Annotated in this window: 20 protein-coding genes and 1 other RNA gene; 16 read left to right on the forward strand and 5 right to left on the reverse strand. The window is 41.7% G+C overall.

Translation table 11 applies throughout. The annotated features are described in order from the left end of the window. Positions 1-12 precede the first annotated feature (12 nt). Positions 13-603: a Holliday junction resolvase RecU gene (gene recU, locus LCL89_RS03240; RefSeq protein ID WP_224807674.1), complete on the reverse strand. Its 591-nt coding sequence runs from the start codon at positions 601-603 to the stop codon at positions 13-15. Between the two features lie 501 nt (positions 604-1,104). Here recU and LCL89_RS03245 point away from each other — a divergent pair. After that, entirely contained in the window at positions 1,105-1,371 is a 267-nt protein-coding gene (locus LCL89_RS03245; protein ID WP_197316151.1) for a hypothetical protein, read from the forward strand. Positions 1,372-1,434: 63 nt separating this feature from the next. Then, the gene (locus tag LCL89_RS03250; protein WP_224807675.1) at positions 1,435-1,782 is read left to right on the forward strand and encodes a YppE family protein; all 348 of its coding nucleotides are present in this window, start codon (positions 1,435-1,437) and stop codon (positions 1,780-1,782) included. A gap of 127 nt (positions 1,783-1,909) precedes the next feature. On the opposite strand, the gene LCL89_RS03255 is transcribed toward LCL89_RS03250, so the two are convergent. Further along, positions 1,910-4,963, reverse strand: coding sequence for an efflux RND transporter permease subunit (locus LCL89_RS03255; RefSeq protein ID WP_224807677.1), 3,054 nt, complete (start codon positions 4,961-4,963; stop codon positions 1,910-1,912). A 180-nt stretch (positions 4,964-5,143) separates the two neighbouring features. Here LCL89_RS03255 and LCL89_RS03260 point away from each other — a divergent pair, with 180 nt between their 5' ends. From LCL89_RS03260 to LCL89_RS03305, 10 genes are all read left to right on the forward strand, one after another. Further along, positions 5,144-5,545: a cytidine deaminase gene (locus LCL89_RS03260; protein ID WP_224807680.1), complete on the forward strand. Its 402-nt coding sequence runs from the start codon at positions 5,144-5,146 to the stop codon at positions 5,543-5,545. A 300-nt stretch (positions 5,546-5,845) separates the two neighbouring features. Continuing rightward, a complete protein-coding gene (locus LCL89_RS03265) occupies positions 5,846-6,493 on the forward strand; it encodes a CotD family spore coat protein (protein ID WP_224807682.1) in 648 nt (215 codons plus the stop codon). 124 nt (positions 6,494-6,617) lie between these two features. Continuing rightward, a complete protein-coding gene (locus LCL89_RS03270) occupies positions 6,618-7,181 on the forward strand; it encodes an SLOG family protein (protein WP_224807683.1) in 564 nt (187 codons plus the stop codon). A gap of 79 nt (positions 7,182-7,260) precedes the next feature. Continuing rightward, on the forward strand, positions 7,261-7,596 hold the full coding sequence (gpsB, locus tag LCL89_RS03275; protein ID WP_224807684.1) for a cell division regulator GpsB: 336 nt from the start codon (positions 7,261-7,263) through the stop codon (positions 7,594-7,596). A gap of 98 nt (positions 7,597-7,694) precedes the next feature. Further along, positions 7,695-8,069: RNase P RNA component class B (gene rnpB, locus LCL89_RS03280), an RNA gene on the forward strand. Positions 8,070-8,174: 105 nt separating this feature from the next. Beyond that, positions 8,175-9,323, forward strand: coding sequence for a THUMP domain-containing class I SAM-dependent RNA methyltransferase (locus LCL89_RS03285; RefSeq protein WP_224807686.1), 1,149 nt, complete (start codon positions 8,175-8,177; stop codon positions 9,321-9,323). 124 nt (positions 9,324-9,447) lie between these two features. After that, entirely contained in the window at positions 9,448-10,914 is a 1,467-nt protein-coding gene (locus tag LCL89_RS03290) for a carboxypeptidase M32 (RefSeq protein WP_318245607.1), read from the forward strand. A 131-nt stretch (positions 10,915-11,045) separates the two neighbouring features. After that, complete coding sequence (locus LCL89_RS03295) at positions 11,046-11,873, forward strand: amino acid ABC transporter substrate-binding protein (protein ID WP_318245598.1); 828 nt, start codon at positions 11,046-11,048, stop codon at positions 11,871-11,873. Then, positions 11,860-12,558: an amino acid ABC transporter permease gene (locus tag LCL89_RS03300; protein ID WP_197316132.1), complete on the forward strand. Its 699-nt coding sequence runs from the start codon at positions 11,860-11,862 to the stop codon at positions 12,556-12,558. Before LCL89_RS03295 ends, LCL89_RS03300 begins: the two co-directional genes overlap by 14 nt. Before the next feature lie 13 nt (positions 12,559-12,571). Beyond that, the gene (locus LCL89_RS03305; RefSeq protein WP_197316131.1) at positions 12,572-13,306 is read left to right on the forward strand and encodes an amino acid ABC transporter ATP-binding protein; all 735 of its coding nucleotides are present in this window, start codon (positions 12,572-12,574) and stop codon (positions 13,304-13,306) included. 36 nt (positions 13,307-13,342) lie between these two features. Here LCL89_RS03305 and LCL89_RS03310 read toward each other — a convergent pair whose 3' ends face one another. Further along, entirely contained in the window at positions 13,343-13,903 is a 561-nt protein-coding gene (locus LCL89_RS03310) for a hypothetical protein (protein ID WP_224807689.1), read from the reverse strand. Positions 13,904-14,024: 121 nt separating this feature from the next. On the opposite strand from LCL89_RS03310, the gene LCL89_RS03315 reads away from it, so the two are divergent. The 4 genes from LCL89_RS03315 (at position 14,025) to LCL89_RS03330 (ending at position 16,959) form a co-directional block, all read left to right on the forward strand. Further along, on the forward strand, positions 14,025-14,792 hold the full coding sequence (locus LCL89_RS03315; RefSeq protein WP_224807690.1) for an SDR family NAD(P)-dependent oxidoreductase: 768 nt from the start codon (positions 14,025-14,027) through the stop codon (positions 14,790-14,792). A gap of 86 nt (positions 14,793-14,878) precedes the next feature. Further along, positions 14,879-15,964 carry a type III polyketide synthase gene (locus LCL89_RS03320; RefSeq protein ID WP_197316128.1) on the forward strand — a complete coding sequence of 362 codons (1,086 nt, stop codon included), beginning with the start codon at positions 14,879-14,881 and terminating at the stop codon, positions 15,962-15,964. A gap of 1 nt (position 15,965) precedes the next feature. After that, on the forward strand, positions 15,966-16,475 hold the full coding sequence (locus tag LCL89_RS03325) for an isoprenylcysteine carboxyl methyltransferase family protein (RefSeq protein WP_224807691.1): 510 nt from the start codon (positions 15,966-15,968) through the stop codon (positions 16,473-16,475). A gap of 193 nt (positions 16,476-16,668) precedes the next feature. Beyond that, complete coding sequence (locus LCL89_RS03330) at positions 16,669-16,959, forward strand: DUF6123 family protein (RefSeq protein ID WP_224807692.1); 291 nt, start codon at positions 16,669-16,671, stop codon at positions 16,957-16,959. Positions 16,960-16,988: 29 nt separating this feature from the next. Here the strand turns inward: LCL89_RS03330 and LCL89_RS03335 are convergent, their stop codons facing one another. Both LCL89_RS03335 and LCL89_RS03340 read right to left on the reverse strand, forming a co-directional pair. Further along, a complete protein-coding gene (locus LCL89_RS03335; protein ID WP_197316125.1) occupies positions 16,989-17,375 on the reverse strand; it encodes a ribonuclease HI family protein in 387 nt (128 codons plus the stop codon). 4 nt (positions 17,376-17,379) lie between these two features. Further along, a complete protein-coding gene (locus LCL89_RS03340) occupies positions 17,380-18,069 on the reverse strand; it encodes a queuosine precursor transporter (RefSeq protein WP_197316124.1) in 690 nt (229 codons plus the stop codon). Between the last annotated feature and the right edge of the window lie 120 nt (positions 18,070-18,189).

Genomic DNA, 18,189 nt, shown 5'->3' on the forward strand with positions numbered 1-18,189 from the left:
TTTTCCTCCAATTCAAAAATAGAGCTTATCCAATGCAGCGGCATAATCGACTCGTGCTTGATAATGAAAAGGGATTTTTTCTCCATGTTCGTGAATAAAAGAATAAGGAATCGATTTTCTGCCACCATTCGATTGTTCGTCCCAATACTCAAATAAGAGGGGGGAAGGCAGTAGATACACTTCATCAAGAGGTGTGAATTTTATGATCATAAATGCGATACCTCCATGTTGATGAACGGCCTTCATATGATCGATCTGGTGCTGTTGCACATTGCTTAAAGGAAAAGATGTTTTATTTTTAGTTTCTTTGGCTTCAAAATCAATGTACCTGCTGCGGTAAACTCCATTAAAGTCGGTAGTGGAAGCTTGTTTGAAGTAAGCTTCTTTTATGACTGCAGCACTTCGCTTCGGATAGTCTACGTTGACAATTTGTACAGGGGTCGGTTTTTTATGGACGACAGCTTTTCCTGCACTCAAGTAGTATTCGTTGGTGACTGATATGTCTTCCTCCAATGACATCCCGCGATTACTGAAGTCAGGTTTAGATTTCCTTCTTAAAGCGTGAGACTGCTTCGTACTCCGCTTTCCATTGGGATAATTCAAACTCCATCCCTCCTCATTTCCATGAGAGTATCATACCAAAAATCGATGTCAAAGGATATATGGAAGCACCAATATATTAGACGTTTTTATGAACGAAAGGTTTCATTAACAGGTTTCTTTTTTCGACATTCATCCAAGTTTTTCGAGTTGAATTTACCCCTCTTTCAAGATTATAAACATCATTTAATGATTTCGTTTAATTTTTCTAATTTTAGGGGGGATATAAAAAAACTGCTGCCCGAATAAAGAGCAACAGTTTGATCCGTTATTTATGTGGCTGGACGGTTTTCACCTTCTAATTTAGGGTTATCCGTTTTTGCTGGTGTAGGCTGCTGTTTCTTCTTCGGTTGTTTTTTCTTTGCCATATAGGTGACCTCCTTTCTGTCGAAGGATTTGTCGATATTGACTTGTTTTGTAGCTTTAGTTCTAGTCTTGTCATGATGGAAGGAGTTATTCTCCGAACATGGAATTTTAATATATCAAGACTAGGAGGAGATTCGGATGGTTAAAACTCGTGTGGTCACCCCTTTAGAGTTTGAGGAACAAATCTTTCAATTGAAAGAGAAGTTTTCTTTATTGGAGCGTCGCCTTTCCCTGAAAGCTGACGAAATAGTATTTACGATGGCGGTAGCCCATAGAAAAGAAATCGATGAGCTGAAAGACGAGGTTTTTCATCTAAGGGAACAATTGAAGACGGTTAAGAAGGAACAGCAGGATCAGTATTTGGAGCGCATTGCTTATCAGGCTAAAAAACGTTCAGTCGTCTGAATATTGATGATGGAAGCTGATACGTGGTAAGGTTGTATAAAAAAGGTGTGAATCATTTTGTCATTGAAGCAACATACAAAAGAATTGAAACAACTCATCGATCGACTTCATCTCCAATTTATTGAATCTGAAGGTCCGGTCGATAAAAAGGATCACGCTTTTTTCAATAAAGTGAAACAAGAGACTGGCCCGATGTTTGAAATCAATGAAGCTTGGAGAGATGAGGCAGAGGTTTTCGTCAAAGAGAGGAAGGCGTCTGTCCACCCGAATCAAGTCAAATCCACTCATGAAAATATAGAGATGATCATTTTGCACAGTTATTACTTGGATGTGGACCGGAAACGGTTTAAGGAACTGTATCAATCTGTCCATTATGTTCTTGATATGATGTTAAATGACCTATCTGAATGATGTCTTTTTCCATTTATAAAGAGAGATCTGCCTAAGTTCGTTTATCATTAAATATTCAGGGTCTATAGATAACATTGTTTAAAATACTTACAGAATAAAAGAAAGCTCCCATTACGGGAGCTTTCTTTTATTGAGCACGACTTACTTTTTTAATGATGAGATAGAATGCAGGTACGAGCAGCAAAGTTAGTATCGTCGAGAACAGGAGCCCCGATACGATGGAAATCGCAAGTGGTTTGAATAGAACATCCCCTGTGAAAATGATCGGCGTGAGGGCAGCAATTGACGTCATTGATGTGAGAATGATCGGTCGAACTCGCGCGCGTCCCGCTTCGATGACTGATTCAAGCATCGTTGAATACTTGTTTCGGTTCTGTTCCATGAACTCTACTAAGATAACCGAATTCCTGACTACGATCCCTGATAATGAAACAATTCCGAGAGTTGCTAAGAAGCTTAATGGCTCCCCGGATACAAACAAACCAATAATGGCTCCTGTAACGGCCAAGAATACTGTTCCAGTAATCAACAGCGGCATCAACAAGGAATTGAATTGTATAGCTATGGTTAAATAGATCAGGAACAATACGATGACAAATAGTTTAGAGACTTCAATGAAGAATTCAGTTTGTGCATCGGTCTGACCGCTTTCCACTAATGTGTAACCTTCCGGTAGTTCTTCTTCAAAGTCGGCAATCACTTGATCGGCTTTTTTATTAAAGGACTGTTCCGAACCCTCCTCGGGATAAGCCTCTATGGTGACCGTTCGTTCGCCATTCAAATGAGGAATGGTTCCTGTTTGTGTAACCTTTTCACTTTCCACGACTTCCTCTAAGGTAAGGACTTCAGGTGGAGCTGCTGTTCTTGAAGGATTGGAAGCCGTTACTTCCAAAGCGTCCAAATTGGGACCTTCAGGATTCCCATCATCCAAAATGACTTCAAATGGAAGAATATTCGTTCCTGTATCGAACGTTCCAAGAGGAACCCCGGTATTTGCGATTTGCAGCTGACCCGTGACTTGTGAAATCGGAATATTGTTTTCAGCCAGCAATTCGCGGTCAGGGGTATATTGAATGTATGTTTGTTCGCTGCCGGCATCAAGTACAGCGATTTCTGCACCTTCAATGTCCAATAGATTGCTTTTCACTTTTTCAGCAGCTTCTAACAACTGATCCAACTCCGGCCCTTGAACCTTTACTTGAACAGGAGGGGAAGGAGGTGGACCTGAGACGATCGTATCCATGAACACGTTTGCTTCCGGGAATTGTTCTCTAAGCGGTCTTTCCCACTCATTGATGAACGTAGTGGCACTTGTCGTTTCACGGTCGATCCGTACCAGCAGCTGGGCTTTGTTTTCTCCGGGTGACATTTGCGTCATGCTGAAGATATTAGGCAGCCCGCTGCCTGTGTATATAGAAGAATCAGTTATATTAGGATCTTTTTCTAAAAGGAATTCTCTCATGTTTTCGGTTCGATCCAGAGATTCTTCAATAGATGTCCCTTCAGGATATACAACGGTGATGGTCACTTCAGGCCGGTCCGCTGAAGGGAAAAACTCAAACGGTATTTTCATGGCCAATAAAGAAAGCGCCACGCAGAGGAGTAAGCCGCATGCAGCGGTCAACCATGGCTTCTTGGTCGTTTTTGGTAAAACGGTATCCGCATAGAACGATTCCAGCCAGTTGAAAAATCCTCCGAGAACACCTGATTTTACTTTTCTCTTCTGCCTCAACTTTCTTGCGTATTGGACGGTCGGAATAAATGTGAGAGCTACGATTGTAGAAGCGAGTACTGTGAATATTAAAACCGCCGGCAGGGCGAGAATGAAATCACCGTTACTTCCAGACAGGAAAGTAAGAGGGAAAAAGCTGAATACAATCATCAACGTAGAGGTGACAATTGATTTTCCAACCTCTCTAACGCCTGTAAGCGCTCCTTCGAAAGGCCCGTCTCCGAGCTGGTATCTCCTTTGGATGTTGTCATTTACAACAATGGCGTCATCGACCAATATACCGATTGCAATGATCATGCCTATGACTGAAATCTGGTTCAAGTCTACGCCGATGTATGGCAGTGGGATAAATCCAATTAAAATCGAAATAGGGATAGCGATACCGACAAGCAATGCAGACGATAACGGCAATCCCAGTACCATAATCAAAATGACAGCAAAGAAAGAAATGGCAAATGAACTGATCAGGTTATCGAATACTTCTTCAATAATCGTACTTTGCGTATAAAAACGGTCCACCGTAACAGACTCAGGCAGTTCATTTTTCAGTTGTGAAACGGTTGTTGTAATTTCATCCTGCAAGGCGGAGATATTGACTCCCTCTTTTGCCAGAACAGTGACAGAAAGGGCAGGAGCACCTTGATAGCTGACGAGATCTTCAACCCTCTCATCAACGATCGAAAGCGTGGCGACATCACTCAGGGTAACAATTCCATCATTTGAACCTTTCAAGGGTAGACTTTTTAACTCATCTAATTGTGAAGCTTTCTCCAAAATCAGTGGGTATCTTGTCTCACCTTCTACTTTCGTCCCTATCGCAGCAGGAGCCATTTCTTTCCTGACTGTATCGACTATTTGAAAAGCAGAAAGTTGATTATCTTGGAGCTCCTGTTGATCCAAGGACAGGGACAACTTTTGGTCAGGCAAACCTTTGATCAGTAAGGATTCCACACCTGAAATAGAAGTTAACTCATCTTCCCAATTTTCCATTGCATCACGTAATGTATATAAAGCTTCGTAGTCGTCTCCGGTTATATGATAAGTTGCGACCGGGGATGTGGTGATGTCAGTATTTACATCCGGATCCTGGACTTCATCAGGGAAGCCGCGGGAGACGTCTGAGACGACCTGTCGAATTTTTGAGTAAGCCGTGTTGGTGTCAGCTTCACCACTTAACGTCACCGCGATAGATCCGAAGCCGTTCGTTGACGTAGAGGTAACTTCATCGACGCCTTTTACGTCCAATAAACGATTTTCCATCGGTGTAGTAATGGTCCGTTCAACCTCCCCAGGAGAGGCTCCAGGATATACGGTGGTTATGGATGCTACATTCACATTGATTTCAGGTAAATCCCTTTTTGGGATTTGTAAATAAGTAAAAATACCAGTGAAGATCAATAATAATATAAAAATCCAAACGATTTTTTTGAACTCCAAAATCTTCTTCAACTAAAATCCTCCTTCAAAAATGGTTATGTATAAATAATGTGTGACATCAGTATAATCCTTTTGCACCTATATTGTCATGAAATACCACTTTTTCAATATGCTTGGGAAGAAATGAAATCGCTTTACACCAACCTTTTTTTCATTTATAATTTATTTCCCAACTAAAGGGAGGGTTAAGGAATGACAGAAGAACAATTGATTCAACAAGCGAAAGAAATAAGAGAACGTGCCTATACCCCATACTCTAAGTTTCCTGTAGGAGCTGCCCTCCTTACAGAAGACGGTACGGTATACACTGGATGCAATATTGAAAACGCTGCTTATCCTGTCACATGCTGTGCAGAACGAGTGGCAATATTCAAAGCGATTTCAGAAGGGCATACCCAATTCAACCAAATTGCAGTCGTGGCAGACACAAAACGTCCTGTGCCGCCATGTGGATCATGCAGGCAGGTTATGAGTGAGTTCTTCAGTGCTGATGTCAAGATTCATTCGACAAATCTGCAGGGTCAAACGAAAACATTGACGATGGATGAACTTCTTCCGTTCTCATTTGCAGCATCAGATTTACCTGAAGAATGAAGAATCAGGAAAAAAAGAGGTGCCCGACACCTCTTTTTATTTTTGGCTTTTATTCCAGGGTACTTGTGGTTTGAAAAAGGGAAATAAGCTGTTGGAAATGGATCATTGCAACCTATTTTCAACGATTCTTGCATATAATTCTGAATAAAAATACTGTAAATCCTTTAGTTTTCAATTTTAAGTTTCTGATTTTCTTTGATAAAAAGGAGAAAAACATCAGACAAATCCTACATATGCCCAGTACGTTACCTCACCTCCGACATACGCTGATAAGGAAGTAAACAAAAGGAGTGAGGTTTCATGCATCACAAATCAATGCATGGTCAATGCGGTCCGGCACAAAACCGAAGACCGATTGTTTGTCCTGTTCAAAATTGTGCCATAGATAATTATTTTGTTGAAAACCAAGATTATATTCATCCTACACATACACTTATTCGTAACCATCATATAATGAACAACTATCACTATTTCCCTAATATGGCCTCTGAAGCGAATGATTTCCAAACTCAAGATTATGCTTATCCACAAGGGTCTTCCCCTGATTATAACTGGATGGAGTTCATGTCACCACAGGAAATGGGGCAGTTTGGAGCCGGTCAGCCTTCAGGACCGGGTGAACAGGTCGCAGGTGTCCAATCTCCTATGATGCCACAGGGTCAGATGGGCGGCGGGCAAATGCCTATGATGCCACAGGGTCAGATGGGCGGCGGGCAAATGCCTATGATGCCACAAGGTCAAATGGGCGGCGGTCAAATGCCGATGATGCCACAGGGTCAGATGGGCGGCGGACAAATGCCGATGATGCCCCAAGGTCAGATGGGCGGCGGTCAAATGCCGATGATGCCTTATGGTAAAGGTCCAGCACCTTACGGCCAGACAGGAAAAGGGAAAGGTAAAGGTCAAATGGGCGATTATGGCGGACAAATGTGCCCTTGCCCAGAATGATTATAGACATTATATGAATAAGCCACTTCAATGTGGCTTATTTTTTTGTGTGATGAAGCTGGTTATTTCAAGGTATGGATTGAAAGAGCTGGTTATCTTACAATGAAGGTGGAGCGTGATAAGAATGAAAACAATCGTCGTGACCGGCTATAAACCGATAGAAATGGGAATTTTCAAGCAGGATGATCCCAAAATACAGTTTATTAAAGAAACGATCAGAAGAAGAATTCTTGGATTCATTGAAGAAGGTTTAGAATGGGTGCTGGTTTCTGGACAGATGGGTGTTGAACTATGGACAGCTGAAGTGGTCATGGATTTAAAGGAAGAGTACTCCATAAATCTTGGAATCCTTCCACCTTTTGAAAATCAGCAGGAACGATGGCCTGAAGACCTTCAGCTACTATATGAAGAAATGACAATGATGGCAGACTTTTTTCAACCTGTATACAAGAAAGGATATGAAGGAGCTTATCAGTTTAAAGCAAAAGATTTATTTTTGGTTGAGCATTCTGACGGATGTCTTGTTTTATTCGATGAGGACACCAAAGGAAGTCCTGAGTTTTTCTTGAGAGTGGCTAAAAAGCATGCTGAAAAAGCTGGTTATTCCATTGTATACATCACTCCATTGGATTTGGAAGAAACTGTGGAAGAACTTAGAATGCAGGATCCTGACTATTGGTCTCAGTGAAATTTTTTCATAACTAAATTGACATTTCAGCCTCTATTTGAAAAAATAACTATAATGTGGAGAACAGAGGTGATGAAAAATGAACTTGCAGCAAAGTCATTTAACGAGTAAAGAAATACTTGAAAAAGATTTCAAAACGTCTATGCGAGGCTATAATCAGGAAGAAGTCGACGAATACTTAGATTTGATCATCCAGGATTATGATAAATTCCACCAGGAAATTGAACGATTGCAACAGGAAAATGAACGCTTGAAACGCATGTCTTCACGTGAATCTTCACGTGAATCTTCACGTGGCGATACAGCAGTTAGATCCAAGACGTCCAACACAAGCAATCATCAAATCAACTACGATATATTAAAACGAGTGTCCAATTTAGAAAAAGCGGTGTTTGGAAAGAAATATGCGGATTGAATTCCTGAAAATCCCATATACATTCAGGCGGACTTCTGCTATAATTGGTAAGTGCGCCTGATTTGGTGCGTATGATTATTGTAATGAATCTCATTTGAATACTCAGGTAATCGCTGCATGACTCGATTATGCAGAGGAAAGTCCATGCTCGCACAAACTGAGATGTTTGTAGTGTTCACGCCTGACGAAATCATAAGTCAGGGTAGTTTTTAACTAACGGCAGGGAAAATTCCTACGTCTTCGGATATGGAATGAATACCTTGAAAGTGCCACAGTGACGGAGCCAAAATAAAAATATTTTGGGTGGAACGAGGTAAACCCCGTGAGCGAGCAACCCAAATTTAGGTAGGGGCACTCTTGGAAGGGAACTCAACCTGAAAAGAGGTCGTTGATACGGCAGATAGATGATTACCACCGGAGTACGAGGTTGACCGCCGTTCGTAGTACGAAGGAACAGAACATGGCTTACAGAGTATTCAAAGGTCATTGATTACTTCAAAGAACACCCTCCTGAAAAGTCGATTGCTTTTTGGAGGGTTTTTTTATTGAGTACATACTATAGATTTGGAGGAAAAGAAATGTCTCAAAAAGTAACCCTGATTGCTACAGCTGCAATGGGACTGGAAGCAATCGTCGGCAAAGAGGTCAAAGCTTTAGGGTATGAGGATATCCAAGTCGAAAACGGCCGTGTTGTCTTCACAGCAGACGTTTCAGCTATACCAAGAGCAAACCTTTGGCTCAGGACCGCTGATCGGGTCAAACTTCTCGTCGGTAAATTCAAGGCTACCACGTTTGACGACTTGTTCGAGCAGACAAAAGCACTCCCATGGGAGAAGTTTATCACTGAAGATGGTGAGTTTCCTGTTGTAGGGAAGTCAGTCAAATCGAAATTATACAGTGTGCCCGATTGTCAGGCGATTGTAAAAAAAGCAATCGTGGAGCGCCTGAAGCAGAAGTATGGGGTCGCTTCCTGGTTAAAGGAAACCGGCGCCTTTTATAGAGTGGAAATTGCTCTGCACAAAGATGAAGCTTTACTGACCATTGATACGTCAGGCAGTGGTCTTCACAAGCGGGGATACCGCGTCGGACAAGGTGAAGCACCATTAAAAGAGACACTCGCCGCTGCATTGGTCCAAGTGACCAACTGGCATCCCGACCAGCCCTTTGTCGACCCGTTTTGTGGTTCAGGAACTATCGCTATCGAAGCTGCCCTCATCGGACAGAACATCGCTCCAGGTTTTAACCGTGAGTTCGCTTCTGAAGAATGGGACTTTATCCCTCAAAAAGTGTGGGATGATGCCTTTCAAGAGGCAGAAGACAGCGCGAATTACGATCAGCCACTGAACATCACCGGTTCAGACCTTGATCCGTCTATGATCAAAATAGCTAAAGAAAATGCTATGGAAGCTGGACTCGGCGAACTGATCACGTGGAAACAGATGCAGGTCAGTGACTTCATGCCAAGGCAGGAAAACGGATATTTAATCTCAAACCCTCCTTACGGCGAACGGATGGGTGAAAGGGAATCCGTCGAAGAAATGTACCGTGATTTAGGCACCATCATGCGTGACCATCCATCTTGGAGCGTGTATATTTTGACTTCCCATGAAGGCTTCGAAAAACTTTACGGCAAACCTGCAACGAAGAAGAGGAAGCTTTTCAATGGTTTCATAAAAACAGACTATTACCAGTACTTCGGTAAGCGGACGAAAAAACCACGGGCGTAAGGAACTTCCTTGCGCTTTTTTTTACCTTTATACAGAAGGTTTTGAAACCCAGGTGAAGAATTTTATATTAAGAGATTGATTAAAGGGAGAGGTTCCATTGACTAAAGCGACAGAAGAAAAATTCATGGCATTGCTGAAAGAGGAAGCTTCTTATGGCGAGGCTATTGGTTTGATGGCATGGGATATGCGTACGAAAGCGCCAAAAAAGGGAATGGATAATCGCTCGGAGGTGCTGGGGGTTCTTGCACAGAAAGTCCATGAAATTCAAACGTCAGATGAAATGAAGTCTTACATAGATGAATTGAAAGGAAATATGCAGGATCCAGTCATCCAGAAATCACTGCAGGAAGCGGAAGAGACATATAACAAAACCGCTAAAATTCCGACCAGTGAGTATCGGGCTTATGTAACCCTTCAATCCAAGGCTGAATCGATGTGGGGAGAAGCGAAAGAAAATAACGATTTTGAAAGTTTTCGTCCTTATTTAGAAAAGCTTGTAGAATATAACCGGAAGTTCGCAGATTACTGGGGTTATGAGAACCACCGTTACGATGCACTGCTGAACAATTATGAACCTGGAATGACCGTAGAAATTCTCGATCAGGTTTTTCCTAAGGTCCGAAAAGCATTGACCAATTTATTGGAAGCGATCAAAAATGCTCCTAATCAGCCGGATCCGTCCGTTCTTGAAGGTCACTTCCCAAAAGAGCAGCAGGAAAAATTCAGCTATGAGATTCTTGAGAGAATGGGATACGATTTCGAAGCGGGACGATTGGATGAAACCGTCCATCCATTTGCTATCGGCTTGAACCATAATGACGTGAGGGTAACGACCAAGTATGATGAACGGGATTTCCGCACCGCTGTTTTTGGCACGATTCACGAAGGTGGCCATGCGCTCTATGAACAAAACATCGATCCAAAATTGTCTTTCACACCACTTGCCACTGGTACATCAATGGGCATCCATGAATCTCAATCTTTATTTTGGGAAAATTTCATATCCCGTAGTGAAGCTTTCTGGGAAAACCATTACCAGTTGTTCCAATCTTATGCTCCTGACAAATTCAATGACATTTCTTTAGATGAATTCTACCGTGCCATCAATGAAGTAAAACCTTCATTGATAAGAATTGAAGCGGACGAATTGACGTATTGTCTTCATATCATGGTCCGTTATGAGCTGGAAAAAGCATTAATTGGCGGAGAGATTGAAGTGAAGGATCTGCCAGAACTTTGGAATAGTAAAATGGAAGACTATTTAGGCGTCAAACCGTCCAATGACTCAGAAGGTGTGCTGCAGGACATCCATTGGTCCGGCGGTGATTTCGGGTATTTCCCATCTTATGCTCTTGGATATATGTATGCTGCACAGTTTGAAAATAAGATGCGGGAGGACCTTGATATCGAATCCATCATCCGCCAAGGTGATTTTGAACAAATCAAGAAGTGGCTCACCAATCATATCCATCAATATGGGAAGATGAAAAAGCCGTTGGAGATATTGAATGAGGTCACTGGTGAAGGGTTGAATGCCGATTATCTCATCAATTATTTAACGAATAAGTACAAGAACATATATCAATACTAACAGTATTAAAACCGGTGCCTAAGAGGCATCGGTTTTTTATTAGAACTTAAGAATTGACAAATAGACCATCTTGCATTACCATCATAATCGATAAAACATATAAAATTACTTGGTTTTAGGGGGTAAAGGAATTGAAAAAAATACTATTCGGATTCATTTTATTGATTACTATGGTGTTAGCAGCATGCGGTTCAAATAACACCGAGGAAGGTCAAACAGGTTCTGAAGGCGAGTCAGCTGAAGGAACGAAAGAGCAGACTCTTTTAGCTGAGATTCAAGAAAGCGGAGAATTGCTGATCGGTACTGAGGGCACGTATCCTCCCTACACCTTCCACAACGAAGAAGGGGAACTGACTGGTTTTGACGTTGAAATTGCACGAGAAGTTACTGAACGTCTAGGTGTAGAGCCTGTATTCAAAGAAACGAAATGGGATGCGATGTTTGCAGGGTTGAATGCTGAACGATTCGATATGGTCGCAAACCAAGTCGGAATTAGACCTGATCGTCAGGAAAAATATTCATTCTCCGATCCTTACATTCAATCGTCAGCAGTTATCGTGACTCACAAAGATAACACAGAGATTGCTGATTTTTCTGACTTAGATGGAAAGAAAACTGCTCAATCTTTGACAAGTAACTATGCGGATATTGCGAGAGACAATGGTGCAGAGATCACAAGTGTCGAAGGTTTTAATGAATCGATGCAGCTGCTCGCTTCCAAGCGTGTGGATGCAACGGTGAATGATCGACTTTCTGTATTGGATTACAAGCAAAAACGTCCGGATGTCCCGGTTAAAATCGCTGTCCGCAAAGATGAAGCTTCTCAAAGTGGTCTTTTGTTCAGACAAGGCAATGAAGAATTAGTAGAGAAAGTGAATGAAGCCTTAGCAGAAATGAAAGAAGACGGCACATACCTGGAGATTTCTGAGAAGTGGTTTGGTGAAGATGTATCTAAGTAATATTTTCACAAACAGTGAAATGCAGGAAAAATATATTGATATTTTTACAAGCTCTTTTCTCCCTTTGGTGAAAGGAGCTTTATATAATACTCTTCCTTTAACATTTATTGCTTTTGGAATTGGACTCGTTCTTGCTGTCATTACCGCATTGATGAGGCTTTCGGGGTCAAAAATTCTCCGTGGGATGGCGAGAGTCTACGTTTCCTTGATAAGAGGAACTCCTTTACTTGTGCAATTGTTTATTATTTTCTTCGGTCTGCCGTCTGTAGGTGTAACGATTAACCCATTAATATCAGCAGTTATCGGGTTTTCCTTAAACATGGGGGCATATAACTCGGAGGTTATAAGAGCTGCCATCCTCTCTATTCCGAAGGGGCAGTGGGAAGCTGCGGAGTCTATCGGCATGTCCCATACCCAAATGTTAAGGAGAATTATTTTTCCTCAAGCGACGAGGGTTTCTATTCCTCCTTTATCCAATTCTTTCATCGGGTTGGTCAAGGACACATCTCTAGCGTCGCTCATTACTTATTCAGAGATGTTTAGGAAAGCGCAGGAGATTGCATCACAAAACTATGAGTTCCTCCTTGTCTATTCAGAGGCGGCCCTCATTTACTGGATAATTTGTGTAGCATTGACGTTCGTCCAAGACAGGGTGGAAAATCGATTAGAACGCTATGTTTCGTAGTAGGAGAGATATAATGATCAAAGTCAGTCGGATGAATAAGCATTTCGGTGATCTGCATGTGTTGAAAGATATTGATTTGGAAGTGAAAAAAGGTGAAGTGATTGTCGTCATAGGCCCTTCGGGTTCAGGGAAAACGACACTCCTCCGTACTCTGAACATCTTGGAACAGCCTGATTCAGGTATCATCAACATCGGTGAGCAAAGCATTGATTTCAGCCAGCCTGTTTCAAAAAAGGAAAAGCTGAAGTTCAGGCAGCAAACGGGGATGGTTTTTCAAAACCATAACTTATTCCCTCATTTAACTGCCATTGAAAATGTGATGGAAGGGCCTGTAACTGTCCAGAAGGTGTCTAAAGATGAAGCAAGGAAAAAAGCATCTGATTTATTAACGAAAGTCGGCCTTGGTCAAAAATTGGATGTTTATCCCCATCAGCTTTCCGGAGGTCAACAACAGCGGGTGGGTATTGCAAGAGCTTTAGCCACAGGAGTAGAAGTGATCCTATTCGATGAGCCGACATCTGCACTCGACCCTGAACTTGTCGCTGATGTGTTGGATGTCATGAAAGAACTTGCCAAGGAAGGGATGACGATGGTTGTCGTCACTCACGAAATGGGATTTGCTCAAGAAGTGGCAGATCAAGTTCTTTTCATGGATGAAGGTAAGATCGTCAACCAAGGGTCACCTGATTATATATTCAATCAAACGGATGAATCACGTACAAGGCAGTTTCTAAAGCGAATTCAATAAAAAAAGCCAGCCGCAGCTTCGCGGTTGGCTTTTTCATTAGGATAGTTCTTTCATCATATCAGGAGCAAACAGTCCTACTTCCTCATACAAGGAACTTAGCTGATCACTGAATTCAGAGAATTTCTCTTCTGCTTTAGACAAGTCCGCTTCTTCAGCGTTCTCTTCCAACTCACTCGCTACCTGCTCATAATAAGCTTGCAGACTTGAAACAGCTTCATTGTATTCCGTTTTCATTTCTTCTGACAAGTCCGCTTCAACACTGTAATTGGAAGCTTTAGCAGCTGCTTCTTCAGCCGCGGCTTTTGCTTCCTCAAGAGCGGATTGGATCGCTTCTTCATCCGGCTCTTCAGCTGCCACTTCTGCTTGGAATGCAGCAATTTTCGCCTGGTATTCCTTGAATGTGTCTTTCATGTTCATTTGAGCGTTCATCAATTCTTTTTTCATTGCCTGCTCGTCATTAGTGTTTTCTTCTTTTTGTTGTGTTTCTTCTGTCTGGCTTTCGTTGTTCGTGTCAGCCGCTTCTTCATTTGTTTCGCTATTACATCCTGCTAAAACAAGTGCGCTCGTACATCCTAACGCAAATAACCATTTTTTCATCTCCATTACCCCTTTCCGTTTTCTCGCGTGTACTAGTGTAATGGAAAAGATTTGAAATGTAAAGAATTTGAAGAAATGTTATAATACAATGAAAATTTAAAATCTTACAGGGGGAATCAACGTGTACTTACCTTCATTTACATTAGAAAATAAACTTGCGGTTGTAACAGGAGGGACAAAAGGGATCGGCAAGGCCATTTCATTAGCCTTCGCAGAATCTGGAGCTGATGTTGTGATCATTGCAAGAAATGAAAAGGACTTGAATGAGACAAAGCAACAAATAGGAGAGTTGGGACGGAATGCCTATACCGTCTGTAAAGACATCAATCAATATGATGAAATCATCGAAGAAGTGGAAGAAATCCGAGACGGGAAAGCGGTAGATATCTGGGTGAATAATGCCGGAATGAACATTCGGAGTTCAGCGGAAGAAGTGACGGAAGAAGAGTGGGACCGGATTGTATCTACCAATATGAAGAGTGCTTTTTTCCTGTCCCAGTATGCAGGAAGGACAATGAAAGAAAAAAAGCAGGGGAAAATCATCAACATTTCTTCGGTGGGAGGACATACCGCTCTTCGAACCGGCGTCGTTTACGCAATGACGAAGAGTGCACTTATTCAAATGACGAAGAACTTGGCTTTGGAATGGGGGAAGTACCAAATTAATGTCAACGCAATCGGCCCCTGGTATTTCCCGACATCACTGACTGAAAAGCTCCTTCAGGATGAAGACTATGTACAGGCGATATTAGAGCGTACACCCTTGAAGAGGATCGGAAAGCTTGAGGAACTCACCGGAGCCGCAGTATTTTTAGCCTCTGATGCCGGAAATTATATGACAGGACAAACCTTGTTTGTAGATGGCGGGATGACGATTTATGGTTTTTAATACATAAAGTTTGTATGTTGAATTTAAGTTGAATGCTACATGAAATCCCTCTCTTTGGAACAAAATAACAAAAAAGGAGGGGGATTATGGCATTTATTTTATCCTCAGGCATCCACCTGGCTGAGCATGATTATCCTCAGAGCCAAATCAAGACATTTGTCGAAGATGTTTTTCCTTTAAAGGCCAATGAAAAAAAGAGGCTGCTTCCGATATTTGAAAATACGAATATAGAACGAAGACAGCTTGCCATGCCTCTTGAATGGTTTGCCCATGAGCACGGGTTAGAGGTAAAAAATGATATCTATCAGAAAAAAGCCATCGAATATACAATCGCAGCAGTTAGATCCTGTCTTGAGGAATCCGTTTTTTTGAAAAAAGAGGTTCGTGTCAACCAAATCGATCACATTATTTTTGTTTCTTCTACAGGCATTGCAACACCTACCATTGATACGTATATCCTGAATGAATTGAAATTCGAAGAAGGGGTGAAGCGGACTCCGCTGTTCGGATTGGGATGTGCTGGTGGTACGAGTGGTGTAGCGAAAGGTTATGAATACTTAAAAGGTCACCCAAAAGAAAATGTCCTAGTGGTATGTGTGGAATTGTGCAGCCTTACGTTCCAGCACAATGACACGAGGGTCAGTAATTTTGTAGGAACTGCCCTCTTCGCAGACGGAGCTTCTGCTGTCCTCCTGGCAGGGGAAGAATCTGAGCTTAAATCCTTAAGTGAGAAGCCGCTGGCCAGAGTCACCCATGCGAGTTCTAAAACAAAATATGATAGTACAGATGTTATGGGATGGCAGGTGGTGGATTCTGGATTTGAGGTCATCTTCAAGAAAAGCATCCCACGGTTGGTGAGGGATTTTTGGAGTCAGCATGTAAGGGAAGTATTAGAAAAGAATTCTCTGGAAATCAAAGATATTCCATTCATCGTCGCACATCCGGGAGGGCGTAAGGTTTTAGAAACCTACCAGGAAATCTTTGACTTACGAGAAGAAACACTCGCATACTCCACAGATATTCTTCGTAAACATGGAAATATGTCATCACCGACAGTCCATTATGTATTGAATCAAGCAATGAAAGGACATCCAGAAAAAGGTACTAAATCTTTTATGACTTCTTTGGGACCAGGATTCAGTTCAGAAATCTGTACATTGGAGTGGGTGTGATATGACAACATTTCTAATTGGCTTATTCGTGTTTCTCATTGTTCAAAGGCTCGCTGAACTGGTGATTGCTCAATCCAATCGAAAATGGATGTTGGAGAGGGGAGCGATTGAAAAGGGAGAAGACCATTACTTTTTGTTTATTGTCCTGCATGCTTTGTTTTTTGTGAGTATATTGATTGAAGCCTCTATACGTCCATATGAAGCAAATTGGATCTTTTACATCGCTTTTCCGTTGTTCCTCATTCTTCAAGGATTAAGAATCTGGTGTATCACTTCCTTAGGGAGAAGGTGGAATACGAGGGTATTGATTTTACCTGATGAGCAGCCGATTCAGAAAGGGTTGTATCGTTACATTCGTCATCCGAATTATGTGATTGTTTTTTATGAATTGCTTATCATACCAATCCTATTCCAGGCTTATTTGACAGCTTTCATATTCCCGATTCTCCATCTGCTTGTATTAAAGGTAAGAATCCCTGTAGAAGAGAAAGCGCTGGAAGAACGAATTTGAAAAGCAACCAGGAGTGAAGTCCTGGTTGCTTTTTCTATTATTCATGGAGCTCTAGAGCTACCGATAGAGGAACGTAGCGAAAAAAGTCGAATTATAGTATTATGGGGGTAGAAGAACCTTTCAAATGAGAAAGGGTTCATGATAAGCTTAGATAGGATTTCATACATAAGTGTTTACCAGTAAGGAGCGAACTATGAATAACGATCATACTTTAGCTTACTTTTTAGAAGATTTATGGACGAAGGGCTTTAAATTGAGTGATGAAGATGTACGATTCATTTATTTTGGCAATAATTCCACCAACGCTCCGGCTTGGAAGACGATTATCGCTGTACGGGTGACATTGAAATTTCAACATACCTTCGATCCAAGCTTTTTTATGAGTGTACTTGAACATATTTCCAACCCTGAGATCGAGTCCAAGCGTGGAGCGTATCACGCACTTGAACAACGAGGGTTATATAACAGGCAGCCTTCTGCATGAAAAAAACCAGGTGTTCAAACCTGGTTTTTTCATTTCTGCAGTGCCTGCCGGGCAAGCCTGTCTGCATTTTTATTCTGCTTATCAGGAATCCATTTGAAAAATACGTAAGAGAAATCTTTTTGCAATTCTATGATTTTCTCAAATAGAGGGATGAATTTTTCGTTCTTCGTAAAATTCTTATCTATCGTGTCCACCACGATTTTTGCATCCGTCCGAATGGATAGGATTTCGCCCGGGTATCGCTCTCTGCACAATTCAAGTGCTTTTATGACAGATAGAAACTCAGCTTCATGGTTGGAGTAAACCCCCAGGAAAAAGCTGTATTCCTCCATTTGTTTTCCACGTTTAATTACGATTCCAGCACCACTTCGGCCTGGGTCGCCGCTTGCTGCCGCATCGGTATATACTTCTATCATTTCTTCAGCTCCTTTGAGATCCAGAAAATTTCATCCGCTTTGCCGCATAGAGGAATGGGGTATCAATGGCAGCCACGACAAATTTGATGATATAAGTGGTGATGAAAATCTCTACGAATACATTGGTTGGATAAAGACCGTAAAAGGCGATCCCGCAAAAAATCGCTGTATCAAGCAATTGGCTGATCATTGTACTTCCATTGTTACGAATCCAAAGCATCTTGTCACTAGTAAATATATTTTTCAACCGAGCGTACAGCCACACATCAAAGTACTGGCTTACGATATAAGCGATCAAACTTCCGATAGCAATACGGGGAACGATTCCGAATAAAGTTTCCAGTGCAGGCTGCGCGATATCATTTGCTCCTGGTGAAAATTGAAGGGAAAGCTGCATGATGATCGTTAAAAGGATCAGGGTGGAAAAACCCATCCAGACGGCTTTTTTAGCATCTTTTTTTCCATACTTTTCATTTAATATGTCAGTGGCTAAAAACGCTGTGCCGTACGTGATGTTCCCTAGAGTGGCGTTCAAGCCGAACAGTTCAATGGTTTTGACGACCTGGATATTTGCAAGAACTGTCGACATTCCGATCCATACAAACAACCCTGATCTTCCAAAAATACGGTACATCGTTAAAAGTAAAGAGAAATTAATGAGTGCAAAAAGAATCCATAACCATTCATTGCTCATGATTTACCTCCTTTCTTATCGCATTTTTATAATGTTCTTCTATCAATATTTTTCTACCAACGGTTCATTATAAGAGTTTCAGTACAAGCTTTCAAGAAAGTGGTGATTGCTGGTTGGATC

Origin of the sequence: Halobacillus yeomjeoni, assembly GCF_020171525.1 — a bacterium.
GTDB lineage: Bacteria > Bacillota > Bacilli > Bacillales > Halobacillaceae > Halobacillus > Halobacillus yeomjeoni.